This window comes from Dechloromonas hortensis (assembly GCF_009469765.1).
Lineage (GTDB): Bacteria > Pseudomonadota > Gammaproteobacteria > Burkholderiales > Rhodocyclaceae > Azonexus > Azonexus hortensis.
This window is the reverse complement of the sequence record NZ_SSSQ01000001.1, coordinates 135,241-154,622: the sequence shown is the minus strand read 5'-3', so window position 1 is coordinate 154,622 and position 19,382 is coordinate 135,241. Positions and strand designations below refer to the sequence as shown.

Here is a 19,382-nt window from a genome sequence, read left to right as displayed (position 1 = left end):
GCCGGGGGCGGGTGTTATAATCGCCCCCCATTCTGACCGCGCCAGCCCAATCCGGTGATTTTTACCCTCGGCATCAACCATCACTCCGCCCCGCTCGCCATTCGCGAACGGGTGGCTTTTGGCGCCGACAAGCTGCAGCATGCGCTATCCGACCTGACCCGGAGCCAACCGGTCAAGGAGGTGGCGATCCTGTCCACCTGCAACCGCACCGAAATCTATTGCTCGGCCGAAACGCCGGACGTGGTGATCGACTGGCTGGCCAAGTATCACCAGGTCGAGCGTGGCGAACTGTCGCCCTTCCTCTATACCCACGATCAGCCGGAAGCGATTCGCCATGCCTTCCGCGTCGCCAGCGGTCTCGACTCGATGGTCGTCGGCGAGCCGCAGATTCTCGGTCAGATGAAGGACGCCGTGCGTGCGGCGGAAGAGAGCGGCACGCTCGGCACGCAACTGCACAAGCTGTTCCAGCGTTCCTTCTCGGTGGCCAAGGAAGTGCGCAGCACGACGGCAATCGGCGCCAATATCGTCTCGATGGCAGCGGCCGGCGTGCATCTCGCCGAGCGTATTTTCGAGTCGATCGAAGGTCAGCGCATCCTGTTCATCGGCGCAGGTGAAATGATCGAACTGTGCGCCGCCCACTTCTGCGCCCGCCAGCCGAAGCAGGTGACCATTGCCAACCGGACGCTGGAACGCGGTCGGGCGCTGGCTGAACGTTTCAACGGCACGGCCATCCGGCTCGACGAACTGGGCGAGCATCTGGCTGCCCACGACATCGTGGTCTCCTGTACCGCCAGCCCGCTGCCGATCATCGGCCTCGGCATGGTCGAACGGGCGATCAAGATCCGCCGGCATCGGCCGATCTTCATGGTCGACCTGGCTGTGCCGCGCGATATCGAGGAAGAAGTCGGCGCCCTCGACGATATCTTCCTCTACACCGTCGATGATCTGGCTCAGGTCGTCGAAAGCGGCCTGGAGTCGCGCCAGGCGGCGGTGGTCGAAGCCGAGGACATCATTGCCAGCCGCGTCCAGGATTTCCTCGGCTGGCTGCAGGCCCGTGACACGGTGCCGGTCATCCGGTCATTGCGTGACTCGGCCGAGCGCATGCGCCGGCACGAGATGGAGCATGCGATCAAGCTGCTGGCCAAGGGCGAATCGGCCGAGCGGGTGCTCGAGCAGCTGTCGCAACGGCTGACCAACAAGTTTCTGCATGCGCCGACCCAGGCGCTGAACCAGGCCGAAGGCGGCGAGCGCGCCGAACTTCAGTCAGCCGCCAGCCGGCTCTTCCACCTGCATTCGAACGACTGAGTCGGGCTGTGGGCGGGGCGCCCGCACCAGCCGGTTGCGGCCGCTGCGCTTGGCCTCCAGCAAGGCATGGTCAGCCGCTTCGATCAGGCTGGCCGCCGTCGTGTAATCCGGCAGGGCGGCAACGCCGCAACTGAAGCTGGCGCGCAGCGCACCGCGGGCATGGGCATGCGGCAGTTGCGAAAAATCCTCACGAATCCGGTCGAGCAGGCGGCAGGCCCGCTCGAGGTCGGCATCGGGCAGCGCAATGATGAATTCCTCGCCGCCATAGCGGCCGATCAGGTCGCTGTTGCGCAGGCGGCCGCGCAGCAGCCAGGCCAGGCTGCGGATGACCTGGTCGCCGACCGGGTGGCCGTGGTTGTCGTTGATCGACTTGAAGCGGTCGATATCGATCATCGCGACGACCAGATGGCGGGCCGGCGAACTGGTGCGCAGCATGCTTTCCAGCTGGCCCTTCGAGGTCGAGTGATTGAGCAGGCCGGTCAGGCTGTCGTGCCGCCCGGAGTAGAGCATTTCACGGTAGCGCTCGATCTTGGTGCGGACCACCGAGGCGAGGATGATCGGGTTGATCGGCTTGGTCAGGAACTGGTCGCCGCCCAGGCGTAGCGCTTCGACCTGTTGCGCGATATCGGTTTCGCTGGACAGATAAATGACCGGCAGCGACTGGTATTCCGGAATCTGGCGCAGGGCGCTGGTCACTTCGACACCGGTGCAGAAGGGCATGTACATGTCCATCAGGATGGCGTCGGGGCGATAGTCGGCGGCCGCCTGCAGCAGTGTGCGCGGGTCGCCGATGGCGCGGCTGTCGATGCCGTGCTGCGACAGCGAGCGCCGGATGTGGGCGATGGCGGTGGCCGAGTCCTCGACGACGAGGACGCGATGCACTTCGTGTTCGCGCGTTTCGACCAGATCGAGAATGCGCGACAGCACGTCGCTGACCTTGTTGCCGACCGGCACGCAGGCATCGGCCCCGGCCCGTTGCAACTGGACGATGCTTTCCAGGCTGGCGGGGACCGACAGGCAGTAGAAATAGCTGGTCGGAAATGTGGTGCGCAAGGCCTTGATGGCGTCGACGGCGCTCAACGGATAAACGCAGCCTTCGCGGTCGGGGATGAAAACGATGGCCAGCGGCGGTTCGTTGCCGATGTCGAAGGTGCTGCTTTCCCAGCGTTGCTCGGCCGGCTTGAAGCCGAAAAAACTCAGTTGTTCGGAGAGCGATGCGGTCCACGGGTGCTCGGCGCGCGAAACGATCAGCACCCGGCGCGGCCGGTTCCAGGCTTCGTCGATGGTGTCGGCTTCGTCGGTCTGGCGGCGGGGCTGGACGGCCGGTGTCTCGTGGCGGTGCAGTTCGGTCAGGATGATGCCGAGCTGGCGCTCGATGGCGCTGGCCTGGGCGTCGGCGATCGGGTGCATCGAGCGGTCGCCGAACAGTGCGAGGGCGGCGTTTTCCAGTTCCTGGCAGGCGCGGACCAGGCCGGGCAGGTGCTGGCGGCTGAGTTGTTCGGTCAGCCCGTTCAGGGACAGCGTGAATTCGACGAAAACGTCCGAATCGCCGCCCTCGCGATAGCTTTTCCAGCGCAGTTCAAGCGTTTCTGCAAGGGCGATGACCGAATGGGGGATGGCTGGCATGGGATGGCTTCCGCAATCGGCGGATTATGCTATTTGAAAGGCCGTGTGGCAATCGCCATCCATCGCCGACGGAAGGTGTTCTCGGGTACCATTACGCCCCTTCGCACACCCGGGCCGGCTGGCTATCCGAAATGAAATCGAGCATTCGCCAAAAACTTGATCTGCTGGTCGATCGTCTCGACGAAATCGACCGCATGCTCTCGGCGCCGAGCACGGCCAGCGACATGGATCAGTTCCGCAAGCTGTCGCGCGAGCGGGCCGAAATCGAGCCGGTGATCCTCCAGTTCAACGCCTTCCGCCAGGCCGAGAACGACCTGGCCGAGGCCGAGGCGATGCGTGACGACCCGGAAATGCGCGATTTCGCCGAAGAGGAAATCGCCGCAGCCAAGGCGCGCCTGCCCGAACTCGAAACCGAGTTGCAGAAGCTGCTGCTGCCGAAAGACCCCAACGACGAGCGCGGCGTGCTGCTGGAAATCCGCGCCGGGACCGGCGGCGACGAGTCGGCGCTGTTCGCCGGCGACCTTTTCCGGATGTATTCGCGCTACGCCGAGCGCCAGCGCTGGCAGGTCGAAGTAATGTCGGCCAGCGAGTCGGAACTCGGCGGTTACCGCGAAATCATCTGCCGGATCGGCGGCAACGGCGCCTATTCGCGGCTCAAGTTCGAATCGGGTGGCCATCGCGTCCAGCGTGTGCCGGAAACCGAAACCCAGGGCCGCATCCATACCTCCGCGTGTACCGTGGCGATCATGCCGGAAGTCGATGAGGTCGAGGATGTGAACCTCAACCCGGCCGACTTGCGGATCGACACCTTCCGCGCTTCCGGGGCCGGCGGTCAACACATCAACAAGACCGATTCGGCGGTGCGCATCACCCACCTGCCGACCGGTATCGTCGCCGAATGCCAGGATGGCCGCTCGCAGCACGCCAACAAGGCGTCGGCGATGAAGGTGCTGGCGGCGCGCATCAAGGACGTTCAGGTTCGCGCCCAGCAAGCCCACATTTCCAGTACCCGGAAGAGCCTGATCGGCTCCGGCGACCGTTCCGAACGCATCCGGACCTACAACTTCCCGCAGGGGCGGATCACCGACCACCGGATCAACCTGACGCTGTACAAGATCGCCGCGATCATGGACGGCGACATGGACGAACTGCTCGGTGCGCTGGCCGCCGAACACCAGGCCGACTTGCTGGCCGAGCTGGCCGAACAGAACTGAAAATGACGCTTTTCGAGGCGCTGACCGCCGCCCGGCAGAAAATCGATCGGCTCGACGCGCGTCTGCTGCTGCAATACGCCACCGGCTGCTCGCACACCGATCTGCTGGCGCGGCCAGAAACGCCGGTCATCGCCCCGGCCTACGCGCAGTTTGCCGAATGGGTCGAGCGGCGGGCGGCCGGCGAGCCGCTGGCCTACCTGGTCGGCGAGACCGAGTTTCGCGGCCGCGTTTTTCAGGTCTCGCCAGCGGTGTTGATTCCGCGTCCGGAAACCGAAGTGCTGATCGATCTGGCGCTGGAGAAGCTGCGCGGCCTGACGGCGCCGAAAGTGCTCGATCTCGGCACCGGCAGCGGTATCGTCGCCATTTCGCTGGCCCTGGAATGCCCGGCAGCCGAGGTTCTGGCGGTCGACCTGTCAAAAGAGGCCATTTCCGTGGCGCGCAACAATGCCGGCCGGCTCGGGGCGAAGCTTGCCTTCTGCGCGAGCGACTGGTTTGCCGAACTGGCTGGCCAGCGTTTCGACCTGATCGTTTCCAACCCGCCCTACGTTGCCGAGGGCGACCCGCACCTGAGTCGCGACGGCCTGCCTTTCGAGCCGCAAATGGCGCTCAGCGACGGCGAGGCCGGCGGCAACGGCCTGGCTTGCATCCGGCGCATCGTCGCCGACGCGCCGGCCCATCTGACGGCGGGCGGCTGGCTTTTGTTCGAGCATGGCTACGATCAGGGCGCAGCCAGCCGGAACTTATTGCACGATGCCGGGTTCAAAGCCGCATCAACCTTTCCCGACCTGGCCGAGATCGATCGCGTCTCGGGGGGTCATTTGTAATCTGGAGAAAAAATGTCCGACGTTCAGCAACGCATCCACCAAACCGTGACCAGCAACCCCGTCGTCCTCTACATGAAGGGTGACGCCCGTTTCCCGCAGTGCGGTTTCTCGGCCACGGCCGTGCAGATCCTGAAGTTGTGCGGCGTTAACGATTTCGTGACGGTCAATGTGCTGGCCGACGAAGAAATCCGCAATGGTGTCAAGGAATACGCCAACTGGCCGACTATTCCACAGCTCTACATCAAGGGCGAATTCGTCGGCGGCTGCGACATCATGAAAGAGATGTACCAGGCGGGCGAACTGCAGACCATGCTGCAAGACATCGCCCAAGCTCAGGCCCAGGCCTGAGTTTTTCGCCGCGCCAAATGCCAGGCCCGCCAGTTCGGCGGGCCTTTTTCATGGGCGCGACCTAGCGCCTGCGGCCTAGATTTCAGTGACTGAGAACTCGATCGCGGCGCCGTCCTGGACGATGTCCTTGACCGCGCAATGGGTGATGCTCTCGAGAATGGCGGCTTTTTGTTCGGCCGTGAACTGTTCGGGGAAGCGCACTTCGGTCTTGAATTTGCCCAGGGTCAGCGGGCCGCCCGGACCGGCAAACGGCTTGCAGTTGATTTCGATGCCGGCGGCCGGCACGCCCAGTTCCTTGCAGCTCTTCTTGGCAAAGACGGCGGCGCAGGCGGCCAGCGACGCATAGAAGGCTTCCAGCGGGTTCATCAGGGAGCCATTTACGGCATAGTCTGCGGCGTGCTTGCCGGCATTGACGTGAATGAGCGGTGTGTTGTCGACAACGGTTGAATACATGCTGGTCTTCCTTGCTGTTGGTTTTATGGCGTCCGGGCGGGTGTTGCCTGCTTAAATATCAACACCATTGAATATAATAATTGTCTAATATATCGCAAGGCAAGGATTTCTTGATCGACGCCGCCCGCGGGCCGCGGAAGCGGTTGTTCTAGCGGGTGGCCAGGCGCTGGTTGGCCAGCGACAGACGGCTGGCCAGTACTTCGGCGAAGCTCTGGTAGAAGTGCATGCGGCAGGCGGCGGAAGCCTGCTGCAGCGCTGCGCCACTGACGCTGATGAGATCGGCGGCGTTCTGCGCCGTGATGTCGGCGCCGCGTAGCTGGTGCTGCCGGCCGATCACCGCCATCTCACCGAAGCATTCGCCCTTGCTCAGGATGTCGAGCATCTTGCCGCCCTTGCTGACCTTGAGGTTGCCGGCGGCGAGGAAGCAGAAAAAGTCGCCCGGTTCGCCGTCGCGCATGATCACGCTGCCGGGTGGCACGCGCTGCCATTGCGAGAAGCGCAGCACTTCCCATATTTCGACGTCGCTGAATTCGGTAAAGAAGGGCATGGCGCGCAGGATGTCGAATTTCTCGGTGTCGGCGAAGTCGCCGCCCGGCGTCTGCAACTGCCGGTCGCGCACCGCCTGCGTCAGGTCCTGGGCGAAGGCGCCCCAGGTCTGGTAGCGCGCGTTGCGGTCGCGGGCCATCGCCCGGCCGACGATCTGGTCGAGCACCGGCGGCAGCTCGGGGCGCAGGCTGGAAGGCTGCGGCGTGTCACCGTGGATGATCTGGTAGATCATCTTGTAATTGCTGTCGGCCTCGAATGGCAGGCGCCCGGTCAGCAGTTGGAACATGACGACGCCGAGTGAGTAGATGTCGGTGCGGTGGTCGAGCGGGTTTTCCTGGACCTGTTCGGGCGACATGTAGCCCGGCGAACCGATGCCGGTGACCTGGGTGCGCTCGGTCTGGCGGCTGATGATGGCAGTGCCGAAATCGGTGATCTTGATGTCCGATTCGCCGGTGAGCAGGATATTGGCCGGCTTGATGTCGCGGTGCGTGATACCGAGCCGGTGCGCGAAATCGAGGGCGCGCGTGCATTTGAAAATGAGCTCGACGACGCGGTCGACCGCCAGCAGGTGCCCCGGCCGGGCGTGCTCTTCCAGCGTGCCGCCGGCGACATACTCCATGACGATGTAGCAGAGCTTTTCGGTGACCACCGCATCGTAGATCTGCACGATGTGCGGGTGGTTGAGCTGGCCGACCAGCGAGGCTTCGTTGAGGAAAAGATTGGTGTACAGGCGACCCCGCTTCGGGTCGTTGAGGACGGCGGGGCTGGCGACCTTGATCGCCACGTCGCGCTGGGCGAAAGGGTCGCGACCGAGATAAACGGTACTGGTCGCGCCTTCGCCGAGCTTTTGCAAAAGCTCGTACTTGCCGAGCTTCTCGATCATCGCCTGGTGCCAGCCTTGTTACAGGCGGTTGCGGGCCCGGGCGATGGCGGCCTTGACCTGGGCCGGCGCGGTGCCGCCGATGTGGTTGCGCGAGGCGAGCGAGCCTTCGACGGTCAACACTGCGAAAACGTCGTTTTCCACTTGCGGGCAGAAAGCCTTGAGTTCGTCCAGCGTCAGTTGCGGCAGATCGACGCCCTTTGCTTCGGCCGCCTTGACGGCGTGGCCGACCGCTTCGTGCGCGTCGCGGAAGGGCAGGCCCTTCTTGACCAGGTAGTCGGCGAGGTCGGTGGCCGTAGCGAAGCCCTGGGTCAGCGCGGCCTGCATGTTGTCGGCGCGCACCGTGATGCCGCCGGCCATGTCGGCGAAGATGCGCAGCGTGTCGGTGACGGTATCGACGGCGTCGAACAAGGGTTCCTTGTCTTCCTGGTTGTCCTTGTTGTAGGCCAGTGGCTGCGACTTCATCAGGGTCAGCAGCGACATCAGCTGGCCATAGACGCGGCCGGTCTTGCCGCGGGCCAGTTCCGGCACGTCCGGGTTCTTCTTCTGCGGCATGATCGACGAGCCGGTGCAGAAGCGGTCTGCGATCTGGATGAAGCCGATGCGCGGGCTCATCCACATCACCAGTTCTTCCGACAGGCGGCTGATGTGCATCATCAGCAGCGCGCAGGCGGCGGTGAATTCGATGGCGAAGTCACGATCCGACACGGCGTCCAGCGAATTTTCGCAAACGTAATCGAAGCCCAGTTCGGCGGCAACGAAGGCGCGGTCGATCGGGTAGGTCGTGCCGGCCAGGGCGGCGGCACCGAGCGGCAGGCGGTTGGTGCGCTTGCGGGCGTCGGCGAAGCGCTCGGCATCGCGGCCGAACATTTCGAAGTAGGCCAGCACGTGATGGCCGAAAGTCACCGGCTGGGCGACCTGCAGGTGCGTGAAGCCGGGCATCGGCGTCGCTGCTTCCTTCTCGGCCAGATCGACCAGCGCCGAGCGGAAGGCCTTGATCAGTGCCAGGATGTCGTCGATCGAGTCGCGCAGGTAGAGGCGGATGTCGGTGGCGACCTGGTCGTTGCGCGAACGGCCGGTGTGCAGGCGCTTGCCGGCGTCACCGACGAGTGCGGTCAGGCGCTTTTCGATATTGAGGTGCACGTCTTCCAGATCGAGCGACCATTCGAAGGTGCCGGCTTCGATTTCGCCGGTGACGATGGCCATGCCGCGTTCGATGTCGGCCAGGTCGCCGGCGCTGATGATGCCCTGCTTGGCGAGCATCTTGGCGTGGGCCAGTGAGCCGCGAATGTCCTGACGCCACATGCGCTGGTCGAAATCGACGGAAGCGGTATAGCGTTTGACGAGATCGGAAACTGGCTCGGAGAAACGGCCGGCCCAAGTGTATTGCGTGGCGTTGGAAGTCATGACTCTGGTCTAGAATGGGGCAGTTAAGCGACGAATTGAACAACAATCCGCATCAAGAATGACAAGTATACGGCACTTTCCCGCGACTCACCCGCTGCCCGACTGGCGCAATTTCGGGGTGATGCTGCGCGTGCTGCTCGGCATCAATGTGCTGGCGCTGCTCGCCGCGCTCGTCCAAACGCCCGATCTGGCCGGCTGGCTGGGGCATTACGTCGAACTGGCCGCCATCGTCGAACCCTTGTTGCTGATCGCCCTCGGCCTGCTCTCGCTGGCCCGCGACCTGCTCTGGCGCCTGCCGCTGCGCCTCGGCCAGGCCCTGGTGCTGGCTTTGGCCGGCGGGCTGGCTGCCGGTTTTTTCCTGTACACCCGCGCCCTGTCGCTGATCGAAGGGAGCAGCGGCTGGCGCAGTGCCTTGCTGGCGATGGCTGCCGCCGCCTTGCTGCTCGGTTACTTCGAGTTGCGCTCGCGGGCATTTTCGCCGGCCCAGACCGAAGCGCGGCTGGCGGCGCTGAATGCCCGTATCCGGCCGCACTTCCTGTTCAATTCGCTGAACGCGGTGCTGTCGCTGATCCGGGCCCGGCCGCAGCAGGCCGAGGCGGCGCTGGAGGCGCTCTCCGACCTCTTTCGCGCCGCGATGCGCGATCCGGGCGAACTGGTCAGCCTGGCCGACGAAATTTCCCTCGGCAAGCAGTATCTGGAACTCGAGCATTTGCGCCTTGGCGACCGTCTGGCGGTCGACTGGCAAATCGGGGCGGTTTCCCTGGATCTGCCGATTCCGCCGCTGATGCTGCAGCCGCTGCTCGAAAACGCCGTCTATCACGGCATCGAACCGGCCCCGGAGGGCGGCACGGTGCAGGTCGTCATCGAACAGCGCGACGACGAATTGCACATCGCCATCGCCAACCCGACCGCCAGTCAGGCGCAGCATGCCGCCGGCAACCAGATGGCGGTGGCCAATATTCGCGAACGGCTTGCCCTGTATTACGATCTCGAGGCGCGGCTCGAAATTACGGCCGGCACCAACATTTATCAGGTTCGCATCATGCTGCCATGCCGCCGCCGGGTTCATCCGTGAGTCCCTTGAAAATCCTGCTGGTCGACGACGAGCCGCTGGCACGCGACCGCCTGCGCACCCTGCTCGGCGATATCGCCGGCCAGTTGCCGAGCGAAGTAGTTGGCGAAGCCGGCAATGGCCTGGCGGCGCTGGCCTTTTTGCGCGAGCAGCCGGTCGATGTCGTGTTGGCCGATATCCGCATGCCGGGCATGGACGGCATCGAGCTGGCCGGCCATCTCGGCAGCCTGGAGCAGGCGCCGGCCGTCATCTTCACGACCGCCTACGACAATTACGCGGTGCAGGCCTTCGACCTGAACGCAGTCGATTACCTGCTCAAGCCGGTACGTGCCCAGCGCCTGCTGACCGCACTGCAGAAGATCCCGGCCGTTCCCCACCCGGATCCCGCCCTGCTCGCCAGCATCGGCCGCGAAGTGCGGGGCGGCGGGCGCAGTCATCTTTCCTGCCACGAGCGCGGCCGCCTGTTGCTGGTCCCGGTCAATGAAATCCTCTACCTGAAGGCCGACCTGAAATACGTCACGGCGCGCACGGTGGAGCGCGAATACCTGCTCGACGATGCGCTGACCCATCTCGAAAGCGAGTTTGCCGAGCGCTTCATCCGCTTGCACCGCGCCGTGCTGGTCGCCCGTGCGGCGCTGGCCGGCTTCGAGCGGGCGGCCGGCGACGATGCCGAAGCCTATGGTTGGGCGCTGCTGCGCGGCGTGCCGGAGAAGCTGCCGGTCAGTCGCCGGCAATGGGCGCCGGCCAAGGCGCTGGTCAAGAATTCCTGAACGTTTAACGAAAGCGAGTCTGCCGGTGAGCCAGATCTGTCCGCATTGCAATTACGCCCGCAAAAGCAGCGATACGACGCCGGACTGGCAATGCCCGGCCTGCGAGAAAGCCTATGCCAAAGGCGGCAACAGTCTGCCGCCGGCCGGCTTTCGCCAGTACGGGGCGGCGGCCGAGCCGCGCCCGGGCGGGGCCGGCAAGTGGTTGCTGCTGTTGCTGGTGCTCGGCGTCGCCTTCTGGTTCGGCCGGCCGCTGCTCGAACAGCGTTCCGCCCAAGCCGCGGCGGCCGTCGCCGCCAGCCAGCCCGAGGTGCTGCTCTATGCGACCGACTGGTGCGGGTACTGCAAGGCGGGTCGTGAATTTTTCGCGGCCAACGGCATCCGCTACATCGAGCACGATATCGAGAAGAGTTCGGTGGCGCTCGCCGAGCACAAGAAATTGGGCGGTAACGGCGTGCCCTTGATCGTGGTCGGCGGCGAAGTCGTCAATGGCTACAACGAAGTGGCGCTGCGCCAACTACTCGGCCCCTGGATCAAGGGCTGAGCATGGTCGGCCGCGCGCGGTGCCTGGCTCAGGCAGCGAAGGCGCGGGTTGGGGTGATGCTGTGTTCGCGCTGCAGGCGATTGATTTCGGCCCGCAGGGCGGCTTGCTGACCGGCCGTGATCATGCGCTGGCCGGCTTGCCATTCAAACTGGATGTCGGCGGCGTGCACGCCGGCGCAATAGAGGGCATAGGCCATGTCGCGCAGTTCGGCGTGCGCAACTTTCTGGCCAGTGCTTAGTTCGGCAACAAATTCGTTCTTGAAGAACGCCACGGTTGCATTGGTTGTCATGATTTCACCTCGCATTTGCGCAGCTTATGCCTGGTCCGGTGTGCTTGTATGTGGCGTATTGCACACAGGGCGAGATATTTCATTTTTATTCTCCATTATCGTTCCGTCTGTTGGTCGAGACCGCCCCGCCGGCCGTTGAAAAACGGCGTTTTGGGGCGGTCCACCGCAGGCATGACAATGCTGCCGGCCTTAGCCGAGGGCGCGGTTGACGATTTCCAGCACATCGCGCGACAGGCCCTGATGGTCGCGGATGCTTTCCAGCGCCAGGCGGGCGTGCTTCCGGCGCTCGCCGTCGAACTTCTTCCAGCGGTCGAAGCAGCGCGCCAGGCGTGAGGCGACCTGCGGGTTCTTGCCGTCGAGCAGCCGGGTCTGCTCGGCCAGGAAGGCGTAGCCGGCCGGCGTGTGGAAGCGGGCGAGGTTGGCGCCGAAGTTGCGCAACAGCGCATAGACCTTGTTCGGATTGCCGATGTCGAAGGCCGGGTGGCCGGTCAGGCGTTTGACGGTTGCCAGCGTATCCGGCAAACGGCTGCCGGACTGCACGGCCAGCCACTTGTCGACCACCAGCGCTTCGTGCTGCCAGCGCTGGTAGAACTCGGCGAGCGCCGTTTCGCGTTCGGTGCACTCGGTCTGGGCCAGTGCGGCGAGGGCGGCGAACTGATCGGTCATGTTGTCGGCGCCGCGGAACTGCTGCAGTGCCAGTTGGCGAACGGCCGGCGTGTTCAGTTCGAGCAGATAGGCCAGGCAGGTGTTGCGCAGAGCACGGCGGCCGGCTTCCTCGCTGCTTGGTGTGTAGGCGCCGCGGGGGGCGAGGCCGGCGTAGAGGCCGGCGAATTCGCCTTCCAGCTGCTCGGCCAGGTGGCGGCGCAGGCTGTTGCGGGCGGCGTGCAGCGCATCGGGATCGACGATGTCGAGTGCTTCGGCCAGCGTCGATTCACCGGGCAGGGTCAGGGCTTCGGCGACGAAGGCGGCACCGCGCTCGGTTTGTGTTTGCAGCAGGCGACGAGCGGCGTCGACGAAACTGGCCGGCCAGACCGGCGCTTGGCCGGCGGCGATGGCCGCAGTGGCGTCGAGAATCAACGTCGAAGCCAGGCGCTGGCCGGCTTCCCAGGCATTGAACGGGTCGCTTTCGTGGGCCAGCAGCAGGGTAAGTTGTTGCGGTGTGTAGGCGTAGTCGAGGATGACCGGCGCCGAGAAGTCGCGCAGCAGCGAGGGCACCGGTTCGGCGGCGATGCCGTCGAAATGGAACTGCTGGCTGCTTTCGGTGAGCAGCAGCGTCCGGTCGCTACCCGCAATAATTTGGCCGGCAGCATCGAACAGCGTGACGCGGATCGGGATCAGGTAGGGATTGTCATCACTGGCGCGCGGGTTGCTCTGCTTGACGTGCAGCGTGTAGCGCCCGGTGTTTGCGTCAAAAACGCTGTCCACCGCCAGATGCGGCGTGCCCGGCTGGTTGTACCAGCGCATGAACTGGCTGAAGTCGAAACCGCTGGCGGCAGCCATCGCGGCGACGAAATCCTCGCAGGTGACGGCCTGGCCGTCGTGGCGGCGGAAGTATTCGTCCATGCCGGCGCGGAAGCCGTCGCGGCCGATCAGGGTCTGGATCATGCGGATGACTTCGGCGCCTTTTTCATAGACGGTCGAGGTGTAGAAATTGTTGATCTCGACAAAGCTGCTCGGCCGGATCGGATGGGCCATCGGGCCAGCGTCTTCCGGGAATTGGGCGGCGCGCAGGCCGCGCACTTCCCGGATGCGGGCGGTCTGCCGGTTATGCAGGTCGGCGCCGAATTCCTGGTCGCGGAAGACGGTCAGACCTTCCTTGAGCGACAGCTGGAACCAGTCGCGGCAGGTGACGCGGTTGCCGGTCCAGTTGTGGAAATACTCGTGGGCGACGACGCGGTCGATATTCTCGAAATCGACGTCGGTCGCGACATCGGCCCGGGCAAGCACGTACTTGGTGTTGAAGATGTTGAGGCCCTTGTTCTCCATGGCGCCCATGTTGAAGTCGCCGACGGCGACGATCATGTAATGGTCGAGGTCGCATTCGAGGCCGAAGCGTTCCTCATCCCATTTCATCGATTTTTGCAGCGCCGCCATCGCGTGCGGGCACTGGTCGAGCTTGCCCGGTTCGACGTAGATGGCGAGTTGCACGGTTCGGCCGGAGGCGGTCTGGAAGGTGTCGAACAGGCCGTCGAGCTTGCCGGCGACGAGGGCGAACAGGTAGGCTGGTTTCCTGAACGGATCGTTCCAGGTTGCCCAGTGACGGCCGTCGGCTTCTTCGCCGCTGGACACCGGGTTGCCGTTGGCGAGCAGCACCGGGTAGGTCGCTTTATCGGCGTGCAGCGTCACCGTGTAGGTGGACATGACGTCGGGGCGGTCGAGGAACCAGGTGATGCGGCGGAAGCCCTGCGCCTCGCACTGCGTGAAGTAGCCGTCCTTGGAGCGGTAGAGGCCGGAGAGGCGGGTGTTGCGGTCCGGATCGATGCGGACCACGGTGTGCAGCGTGAAGGCGTCGGGCAGGCCGGCGATGGTCAGCGTCGTCGGCGTCGTCGAAAACGGCACTTTTTCACCGTCGACCGCAACGCTCAGCGTTTCCAGCTCGTCGCCGTCGAGCACCAGCGGCTGGGCGGCAACGGCGGGGTTGCGGCGCATGGCCAGCGTCGCGCTGACCGTGGTGCCGCCGGCGGCGATGACGAAATCGAGATCCACCGTGTCGACCAGATAGGCGGGCGCGGTGTAGTCCTTGAGGTAAATGGTCGGCGGGGTATCGGTTTTCATTATTTGACGAACGGTTGGGGAATACGCCTGATGATACGTCAAACCGCGCGCCGGGGCGGCCCTTGGACAACCCCGGCGGTGCTGCGCTGCGGCGTTCAGGCGCGGGCGATTTCGCTTTCGATGGCGCCAACCAGTTCCGCGGCATCGGGCACGATGTCGGGGGCGAAGCGGCGGACGACCTGGCCCTGGCGGTCGACCAGGAATTTCTCGAAATTCCAGACCACCTCGGGCACCGCCGTCGGTTCGATCTTATAGCCGCGCAGCATGCTTTCGACGCCGGCCCGGCCTTCGGTTTCGGGGCGGGCGGCGGTCAGGTGGGCGTAGAGCGGGTGCTTGTCCGGGCCGGTGGCGACCAGCTTGCTGTACATCGGGAACTGGACGCCGAAATTCGCGCTGCAGAAAGCCGCGATCTCGCTGTCGCTGCCCGGTTCCTGGCCGGCAAAGTCGTTGGCCGGGAAACCGAGCACGGCAAATTTCCGGCCGCGGTAGGTTTCGTGCAGCTTTTCCAGACCGGCGTATTGCGGCGTCAGGCCGCATTTCGAGGCGACGTTGACGATCAGCAGTACTTCGCCGGCGTGCTCGCGCAGGCTGGCGGCCGTGCCGTCGATTTTCTGGAGGGGGATGTCATAGAGCGCTGCGGTCATGTTGCTTTCCTTGTTGGATTGGGCGTTCGCTACGGCCGGTTAGCGCCGGCTCAGCGCCGTTGCCAGACCTCCCAGCGTTCGCGGCCGGAAAATACCGGAATTGAATCGTCGACCGCGGCATCCTCGATGCGTTCGAAATTTGCGGCGAGCAAGGCATCGAGTTCGGCCGGCAGGATGCCGAACGGCGGCCCTTTGGGCTGTTCGCAGAGGAAGAAGAAGCCGGCCAGCCGGCCGCCGGGCGGCAGCAGTTCGGCGACGCGGCGGCCCCAGTCGGCCCACAGCTTGCGCGGCAGGGCGCAGAGGAAGGCGCGTTCGTAGATCAGCTGATAGGGCGCCGCCGGCGTGAAAGTGAAAAAGTCGGCGCAGACCAGGTCGACCGCGACGTTGCCGAGTACGGCGCGCGCCCGGTCGACGGCGACCGGCGAAAAATCGAGCGCTGTCACCGGCCAGCCGCGTTCGGCCAGATGCACCGCTTCCCAGGCGCTGCCGCAGCCGGGGATCAGCGTGTTGAGCCGGGTCGGTTGGCGGTCGATGAAGTCGGCCAGGGCGGTCGGCACCTTGCCGGCGTCCCAGGGCGTGGTGCCTTCGCCAAAGCGCTTGCTCCAGAAATCCGGGTGTTCGGGGCGCTGCTCCGGCGGTTTGATCTGGGTCGGGGAGGGCGTCTGTTCGCTCATGCTAAGATTGCCCTCTTCGAAACCCTTGCTGCGTGCCGCTTCATGTCTGCTCCTTCCAAGATCATCATCGCTTCCCGCGAATCCCGCCTCGCCATGTGGCAGGCCGTGCATGTCCAGGGCCGTCTGGCCGGCCAGAATCCGGGGGCTGAAGTCGTCATTCTAGGCATGACCACCAAGGGCGACCAGATTCTCGACCGGCCGCTCGCCGAAATCGGCGGCAAGGGCCTGTTCATCAAGGAACTCGAAGTGGCGATGCAGGAAGGCCGTGCCCACCTTGCCGTCCATTCGATGAAGGACGTGCCGATGGTGATGCCGGAAGGTTTCGTGCTGGCCGCCATCTCGGCCCGCGAAAACCCGCGCGATGCCTTCGTCTCGAACAAGTACAACGGCCTCGACGATCTGCCGGCTGGCGCCGTCGTCGGCACTTCCAGCCTGCGCCGCGAATCCATCCTGCGCGCCAAGTACCCGCAGCTGGTCATCAAGAGCCTGCGCGGCAACCTCGATACCCGCCTGAAGAAACTCGACGCCGGCGAATACGACGCGATCATCCTGGCCGCCGCCGGCCTGATCCGCCTCGGCCTGGAAAATCGCATCAAATCGGTGTTGACCGCCGAGCAGTCGCTGCCTGCCCCCGGTCAGGGTGCGCTCGGCATCGAACTGGTCGATGGCGATGCGACGATGGCCGCCGTCGTCGCCCCCCTGAACGACCCGGAAACCGCCCACTGCGTCAAGGCCGAACGCGCCTTCTCGCGCGCCCTCGGCGGCAGCTGTCAGGTGCCGCTCGGCGGCTACGCCATCATCGACAACGGCCAGCTCTGGCTGCGCGGTTTCGTTGCCACCGTCGACGGTAGCGAAATGGTCAGCGCCGAACTGCGCGGCAATCCGGCCGATGACGAAAAGCTCGGCCTGCAACTGGCGGCCGAACTGCGCGCCAAGGGTGCCGACGCCATTCTGGAAAAGCTCGCCCACTGCAAATGAGCCAGCCCGGCCCGCTCGCCGGCAAAACCATCGTGGTCACCCGGCCGCGGGCGCAGGCCGCGCCCCTGGCCGCGGCCATTGCCGAGGCCGGCGGCGCGCCGCTGCTCTTCCCCTTGCTTGAAATCTCGCCGGCCGGCGACCCGCAGCCGCTGGCCGCCGCCATCGCCCGACTCGCCGCGTACCGCCTGGCCGTTTTCATCAGCCCGAATGCCGTCGACTACGCGGTGCCGGCCATGCTGGCCCGCGGTCCGTGGCCGGCCGGACTGATTCCCGCCGCCGTCGGCCAGGGCACGGTGAAGGCCCTCGCTGCGCTGGGTATTGACGGCTGCATCGCGCCGAGCACGCGTTTCGATTCGGAAGCCCTGCTCGAATTGCCGGAACTGGCCGCAGCGCAGATCGCCGGCCGGCGGGTCGCCATCTTTCGCGGCGACGGCGGCCGCGAATTGCTGGCCGATACCTTGCGCCAGCGTGGGGCGACCGTCGATTGCATCACCTGCTACCGTCGTTCCGGACCGACTGACGGCGTCGCGCCGCTGCTCGCCGCCTGGCGCGCCGGGCGGCTCGATGCGCTGACCGTGTCGAGCAGCGAAGGCCTGCGCTATCTGGTCGATCTGCTCGACGCCGAAGGCCGTGCCTTCCTGCAAAAAACCCCGCTTTTCGTGCCGCATGCCCGCATTGCCGAAAATGCCCGGGCCCTCGGCTTGAGCAAGATTATCCTGACCGAAGCCGCCGACGCCGGCCTGCTTGCCGGCTTAGGTGCTTATAATTGGGCGGCATGATGCCTGATAACGAACAAACCCCCGCTCCGAATATGAACTTGCCCGCCGCGCTCCCCGCGTCCCCTCGCTCCTACCGGCAAAACCTGACCCTGCTGATCGCCGTCGCCGCCTTGGTTCTGGCTGGCTGGCAGTGGCTGGAAACGCGCCAGAAACTGGCCGACACGCAGCAGGAAGTGACGCGCCGGCTGGCTGAAGCCGAAGCCGGCAACCAGGAAGAACGCGGCGCCCAGAAACAGTTGCGCGAGCAGATCGAAGACCTGCAATCCCGGCAAGGCGCCTTCGAAGGCAAGCTCAACGAATTCCAGGGCCAGAGCGTTGCCCTGCAAAGCCTCTACCAGGACATCGCGCGCAGTCGCGAAGAGGCGCTGCTGCTCGAAGTCGAGCAGGCCATCACGCTGGCCGGGCAGCAACTGCAACTGGCCGGCAACGTGCCGGTCGCGCTGCTCGCGCTGCAGACCGCCGACGCCCGGCTGGCCCGCCTCGACCGACCTGCTTATCTGCCCTTGCGCAAGGCGCTGGCCAAGGACATCGAGCGTCTGAATGCGTTGCCTTTTGTCGATCAGGCCGGCATCAGCCTGCGTCTCGAACAGGTCGTGCTGGCCGCCGACCTGTTGCCGCTGGCCAGCTACGGTCGACCGTCGGAAAAGGCCGAAAATGCCCCGGCGCCAGCCGCCGAGGCATGGTGGCAACGCGGTGCCCGGCAGGTCTGGCAGGAGATCAAGGGCCTCGTCCGCATCCAGCGTTTCGATGCCGAAGATCCCGCCTTGCTGGCGCCCGGCCAGGCTTTCTTCCTGCGCGAAAACCTCAAGCTGCGCCTGCTCAATGCCAGGCTCGCCCTGTTCTCCCGCGATCAGGCAACTTTCCGCAATGAACTGAAGCAGGCCCAGAGCTGGCTCGGCCGCCATTTCGTCGCCGACGACAAGGCGGTGCAGGCCGCCCAGGCTACCCTCGGGCAAATGGCCGGGGTTGCCCTGAACAGCGATCTGCCCAATCTGAGCGAAACCCAGGGCGCCTTGCGCGGCCTGCGTGGCGGCAAGGAAAAGCGGTGAAGGGCCTGTTCTGGTTTGTCGCGCTGTTTGCGCTGGCCGTGGCGGTGGCGCTCGGCGCCAAGCTCAACGACGGCTACGTCCTGCTGGTCTTGCCGCCCTGGCGGGCCGAGGTCTCGCTGAATCTGATGATCCTGGCGCTGCTCGCCCTTTTCGCCGCCTTCTACGCCTTGCTGCGCGGCCTGGCGCTGACGCTCGGCTTGCCGCAGCGGGTCAGCGAATACCGTGCCCGCCGGCAACGCGAAAAGGCCGGGCTGGTTTTTCAGGATGCCGTTCGCCTGTTGTTTGAAGGCCGCTTTGGTCAGGCGCTGAAAAAAGCCAGCGAGGCGCATGCAGCCGGCACGGCGCCGGGCTTGTCGGCGCTGATCGCGGCGCGGGCGGCGCAGCGCATGCGCGAATCGGAAAAGCAGCAAGGCTGGATGGAGCGTGCCACGCTGGACGATCCGCGCACCGAAGCGGCGACGCTGATGCTGGAAGCCGAGATGATGAACGAGGCGCGCCGTTTCGACGAGGCGCTGCTCGCGCTGGAGCGCCTGCAGGCCAAACAGGGACGCCATATCGCGGCCTTGCGTCTGGAGTTGCGGGCGCGGCAGGGGGCGGGCGACTGGGATGGCGTACTCAAGCTGGCCCGCCAGCTCGACAAGCGTGCTGCGCTGCCTGCGGAAGTGGTCCGCGAAGTCCGGACCCAGGCGCATCTGGGCAATATCGCCAAACGGGCCGCCGATCAGGGCTTGCTGACCGCCTACCTGCGCGCCCTGCCGGCCGAGGAACGTAGTCAGCGCGTCGTGCTCGCTGCCGCCCGGGCTCTGGTGGCGCTGGGCGCCGAAAGCGAAGCGCAGAAACTGATCGAGGCGGTACTCGATACTGCCAGCAACGACGAATGGCAGCCTGAGCTGGTGGCGATCTACGGTCGCCTGACCGGCGGCGAGCAAACGGCGCGTATCGCCAAGGCCGAAGGCTGGCTCCGCAAGCATCCCGAAGATGCCCGCCTGCTCAAGGCGCTGGGTCGGATGTGCCTGCGTCAGCGGCTGTGGGGCAAGGCGCAAAGCTATCTGGAAGCCTCGCTGGCGGTGCACGATACGCCGGAAGGGCATCTCGAACTGGCTCGCCTGTTCGATCAGCTGGAACGGCCGGAAGAAGCCAACAAACACTACCGGGCCAGCGCCAAACTCGAAGCGCGCTAGGTTCCATAAAAAGGGAGCGGAGGGGAA

The 19,382-nt window shown here is 65.2% G+C and carries 19 protein-coding genes; 11 read left to right on the top strand and 8 right to left on the bottom strand.

Translation table 11 applies throughout. The features are described 5' to 3' along the window. Window positions 1-54 precede the first annotated feature (54 nt). Window positions 55-1,305, top strand: a complete 1,251-nt coding sequence (hemA, locus tag GH663_RS00775; protein ID WP_153129845.1) for a glutamyl-tRNA reductase — start codon at window positions 55-57, stop codon at window positions 1,303-1,305. Here hemA and GH663_RS00770 read toward each other — a convergent pair. Further along, a complete protein-coding gene (locus GH663_RS00770; RefSeq protein WP_153129844.1) occupies window positions 1,264-2,931 on the bottom strand; it encodes a GGDEF domain-containing response regulator in 1,668 nt (555 codons plus the stop codon). The two genes, hemA and GH663_RS00770, sit on opposite strands and share 42 nt — an antisense overlap. Window positions 2,932-3,062: 131 nt before the next feature. Between GH663_RS00770 and prfA the strand changes: the two genes are divergently transcribed. Genes prfA through grxD form a run of 3 tightly spaced genes read left to right on the top strand, consistent with a single transcriptional unit; the run spans window position 3,063 to window position 5,317 of the window. After that, a complete protein-coding gene (prfA, locus tag GH663_RS00765) occupies window positions 3,063-4,145 on the top strand; it encodes a peptide chain release factor 1 (RefSeq protein ID WP_153129843.1) in 1,083 nt (360 codons plus the stop codon). A gap of 2 nt (window positions 4,146-4,147) precedes the next feature. Further along, window positions 4,148-4,969 carry a peptide chain release factor N(5)-glutamine methyltransferase gene (gene prmC / locus GH663_RS00760; RefSeq protein ID WP_153129842.1) on the top strand — a complete coding sequence of 274 codons (822 nt, stop codon included), beginning with the start codon at window positions 4,148-4,150 and terminating at the stop codon, window positions 4,967-4,969. A 12-nt stretch (window positions 4,970-4,981) separates the two neighbouring features. Next, window positions 4,982-5,317, top strand: coding sequence for a Grx4 family monothiol glutaredoxin (grxD, locus tag GH663_RS00755; protein ID WP_153129841.1), 336 nt, complete (start codon window positions 4,982-4,984; stop codon window positions 5,315-5,317). A 75-nt stretch (window positions 5,318-5,392) separates the two neighbouring features. Here the strand turns inward: grxD and GH663_RS00750 are convergent, their stop codons facing one another. From GH663_RS00750 to argH, 3 genes are all read right to left on the bottom strand, one after another. Continuing rightward, window positions 5,393-5,770: an OsmC family protein gene (locus GH663_RS00750; RefSeq protein ID WP_153129840.1), complete on the bottom strand. Its 378-nt coding sequence runs from the start codon at window positions 5,768-5,770 to the stop codon at window positions 5,393-5,395. Window positions 5,771-5,918: 148 nt separating this feature from the next. Then, on the bottom strand, window positions 5,919-7,199 hold the full coding sequence (locus tag GH663_RS00745; RefSeq protein ID WP_170291304.1) for a serine/threonine-protein kinase: 1,281 nt from the start codon (window positions 7,197-7,199) through the stop codon (window positions 5,919-5,921). A gap of 18 nt (window positions 7,200-7,217) precedes the next feature. Further along, window positions 7,218-8,603, bottom strand: a complete 1,386-nt coding sequence (gene argH / locus GH663_RS00740; protein WP_153129839.1) for an argininosuccinate lyase — start codon at window positions 8,601-8,603, stop codon at window positions 7,218-7,220. A gap of 58 nt (window positions 8,604-8,661) precedes the next feature. Between argH and GH663_RS00735 the strand changes: the two genes are divergently transcribed. Genes GH663_RS00735 through GH663_RS00725 form a run of 3 tightly spaced genes read left to right on the top strand, consistent with a single transcriptional unit; the run spans window position 8,662 to window position 10,986 of the window. Beyond that, on the top strand, window positions 8,662-9,678 hold the full coding sequence (locus GH663_RS00735; protein WP_153129838.1) for a sensor histidine kinase: 1,017 nt from the start codon (window positions 8,662-8,664) through the stop codon (window positions 9,676-9,678). Then, window positions 9,654-10,445, top strand: coding sequence for a LytR/AlgR family response regulator transcription factor (locus tag GH663_RS00730; RefSeq protein WP_153129837.1), 792 nt, complete (start codon window positions 9,654-9,656; stop codon window positions 10,443-10,445). The genes GH663_RS00735 and GH663_RS00730 overlap by 25 nt, the downstream gene beginning before the upstream one ends. Before the next feature lie 25 nt (window positions 10,446-10,470). After that, entirely contained in the window at window positions 10,471-10,986 is a 516-nt protein-coding gene (locus tag GH663_RS00725) for a glutaredoxin family protein (RefSeq protein ID WP_153129836.1), read from the top strand. Window positions 10,987-11,014: 28 nt separating this feature from the next. On the opposite strand, the gene GH663_RS00720 is transcribed toward GH663_RS00725, so the two are convergent. The 4 genes from GH663_RS00720 to GH663_RS00705 form a co-directional block, all read right to left on the bottom strand. Beyond that, on the bottom strand, window positions 11,015-11,275 hold the full coding sequence (locus tag GH663_RS00720) for a hypothetical protein (protein ID WP_153129835.1): 261 nt from the start codon (window positions 11,273-11,275) through the stop codon (window positions 11,015-11,017). A gap of 189 nt (window positions 11,276-11,464) precedes the next feature. Next, complete coding sequence (gene pepN, locus GH663_RS00715; RefSeq protein WP_153129834.1) at window positions 11,465-14,050, bottom strand: aminopeptidase N; 2,586 nt, start codon at window positions 14,048-14,050, stop codon at window positions 11,465-11,467. Between the two features lie 95 nt (window positions 14,051-14,145). Next, window positions 14,146-14,694, bottom strand: a complete 549-nt coding sequence (locus GH663_RS00710) for a glutathione peroxidase (RefSeq protein WP_153129833.1) — start codon at window positions 14,692-14,694, stop codon at window positions 14,146-14,148. A gap of 50 nt (window positions 14,695-14,744) precedes the next feature. Beyond that, on the bottom strand, window positions 14,745-15,368 hold the full coding sequence (locus tag GH663_RS00705) for a methyltransferase domain-containing protein (protein ID WP_153129832.1): 624 nt from the start codon (window positions 15,366-15,368) through the stop codon (window positions 14,745-14,747). Window positions 15,369-15,410: 42 nt separating this feature from the next. Between GH663_RS00705 and hemC the strand changes: the two genes are divergently transcribed. The 4 genes from hemC to GH663_RS00685 are packed head-to-tail and all read left to right on the top strand — an operon-like array spanning window position 15,411 to window position 19,355. Further along, entirely contained in the window at window positions 15,411-16,346 is a 936-nt protein-coding gene (gene hemC, locus GH663_RS00700; RefSeq protein WP_153129831.1) for a hydroxymethylbilane synthase, read from the top strand. Continuing rightward, window positions 16,343-17,125, top strand: coding sequence for a uroporphyrinogen-III synthase (locus GH663_RS00695; RefSeq protein ID WP_153129830.1), 783 nt, complete (start codon window positions 16,343-16,345; stop codon window positions 17,123-17,125). The genes hemC and GH663_RS00695 overlap by 4 nt, the downstream gene beginning before the upstream one ends. 32 nt (window positions 17,126-17,157) lie before the next feature. Continuing rightward, complete coding sequence (locus GH663_RS00690) at window positions 17,158-18,174, top strand: uroporphyrinogen-III C-methyltransferase (RefSeq protein ID WP_246181466.1); 1,017 nt, start codon at window positions 17,158-17,160, stop codon at window positions 18,172-18,174. Beyond that, window positions 18,171-19,355 carry a heme biosynthesis protein HemY gene (locus tag GH663_RS00685; protein ID WP_153129828.1) on the top strand — a complete coding sequence of 395 codons (1,185 nt, stop codon included), beginning with the start codon at window positions 18,171-18,173 and terminating at the stop codon, window positions 19,353-19,355. The genes GH663_RS00690 and GH663_RS00685 overlap by 4 nt, the downstream gene beginning before the upstream one ends. Window positions 19,356-19,382: the final 27 nt, after the last annotated feature.

Coding starts and splice junctions, on each gene's coding strand:
- GH663_RS00770 (WP_153129844.1), bottom strand. CDS start 2,931: ATGCCAGCCATCCCCCATTCGGTCATCGCCCTTGCAGAAACGCTTGAA.
- prfA (WP_153129843.1), top strand. CDS start 3,063: ATGAAATCGAGCATTCGCCAAAAACTTGATCTGCTGGTCGATCGTCTC.
- prmC (WP_153129842.1), top strand. CDS start 4,148: ATGACGCTTTTCGAGGCGCTGACCGCCGCCCGGCAGAAAATCGATCGG.
- grxD (WP_153129841.1), top strand. CDS start 4,982: ATGTCCGACGTTCAGCAACGCATCCACCAAACCGTGACCAGCAACCCC.
- GH663_RS00750 (WP_153129840.1), bottom strand. CDS start 5,770: ATGTATTCAACCGTTGTCGACAACACACCGCTCATTCACGTCAATGCC.
- GH663_RS00745 (WP_170291304.1), bottom strand. CDS start 7,199: ATGATCGAGAAGCTCGGCAAGTACGAGCTTTTGCAAAAGCTCGGCGAA.
- argH (WP_153129839.1), bottom strand. CDS start 8,603: ATGACTTCCAACGCCACGCAATACACTTGGGCCGGCCGTTTCTCCGAG.
- GH663_RS00735 (WP_153129838.1), top strand. CDS start 8,662: ATGACAAGTATACGGCACTTTCCCGCGACTCACCCGCTGCCCGACTGG.
- GH663_RS00730 (WP_153129837.1), top strand. CDS start 9,654: ATGCCGCCGCCGGGTTCATCCGTGAGTCCCTTGAAAATCCTGCTGGTC.
- GH663_RS00720 (WP_153129835.1), bottom strand. CDS start 11,275: ATGACAACCAATGCAACCGTGGCGTTCTTCAAGAACGAATTTGTTGCC.
- pepN (WP_153129834.1), bottom strand. CDS start 14,050: ATGAAAACCGATACCCCGCCGACCATTTACCTCAAGGACTACACCGCG.
- GH663_RS00710 (WP_153129833.1), bottom strand. CDS start 14,694: ATGACCGCAGCGCTCTATGACATCCCCCTCCAGAAAATCGACGGCACG.
- GH663_RS00705 (WP_153129832.1), bottom strand. CDS start 15,368: ATGAGCGAACAGACGCCCTCCCCGACCCAGATCAAACCGCCGGAGCAG.
- hemC (WP_153129831.1), top strand. CDS start 15,411: ATGTCTGCTCCTTCCAAGATCATCATCGCTTCCCGCGAATCCCGCCTC.
- GH663_RS00695 (WP_153129830.1), top strand. CDS start 16,343: ATGAGCCAGCCCGGCCCGCTCGCCGGCAAAACCATCGTGGTCACCCGG.
- GH663_RS00690 (WP_246181466.1), top strand. CDS start 17,158: ATGAACTTGCCCGCCGCGCTCCCCGCGTCCCCTCGCTCCTACCGGCAA.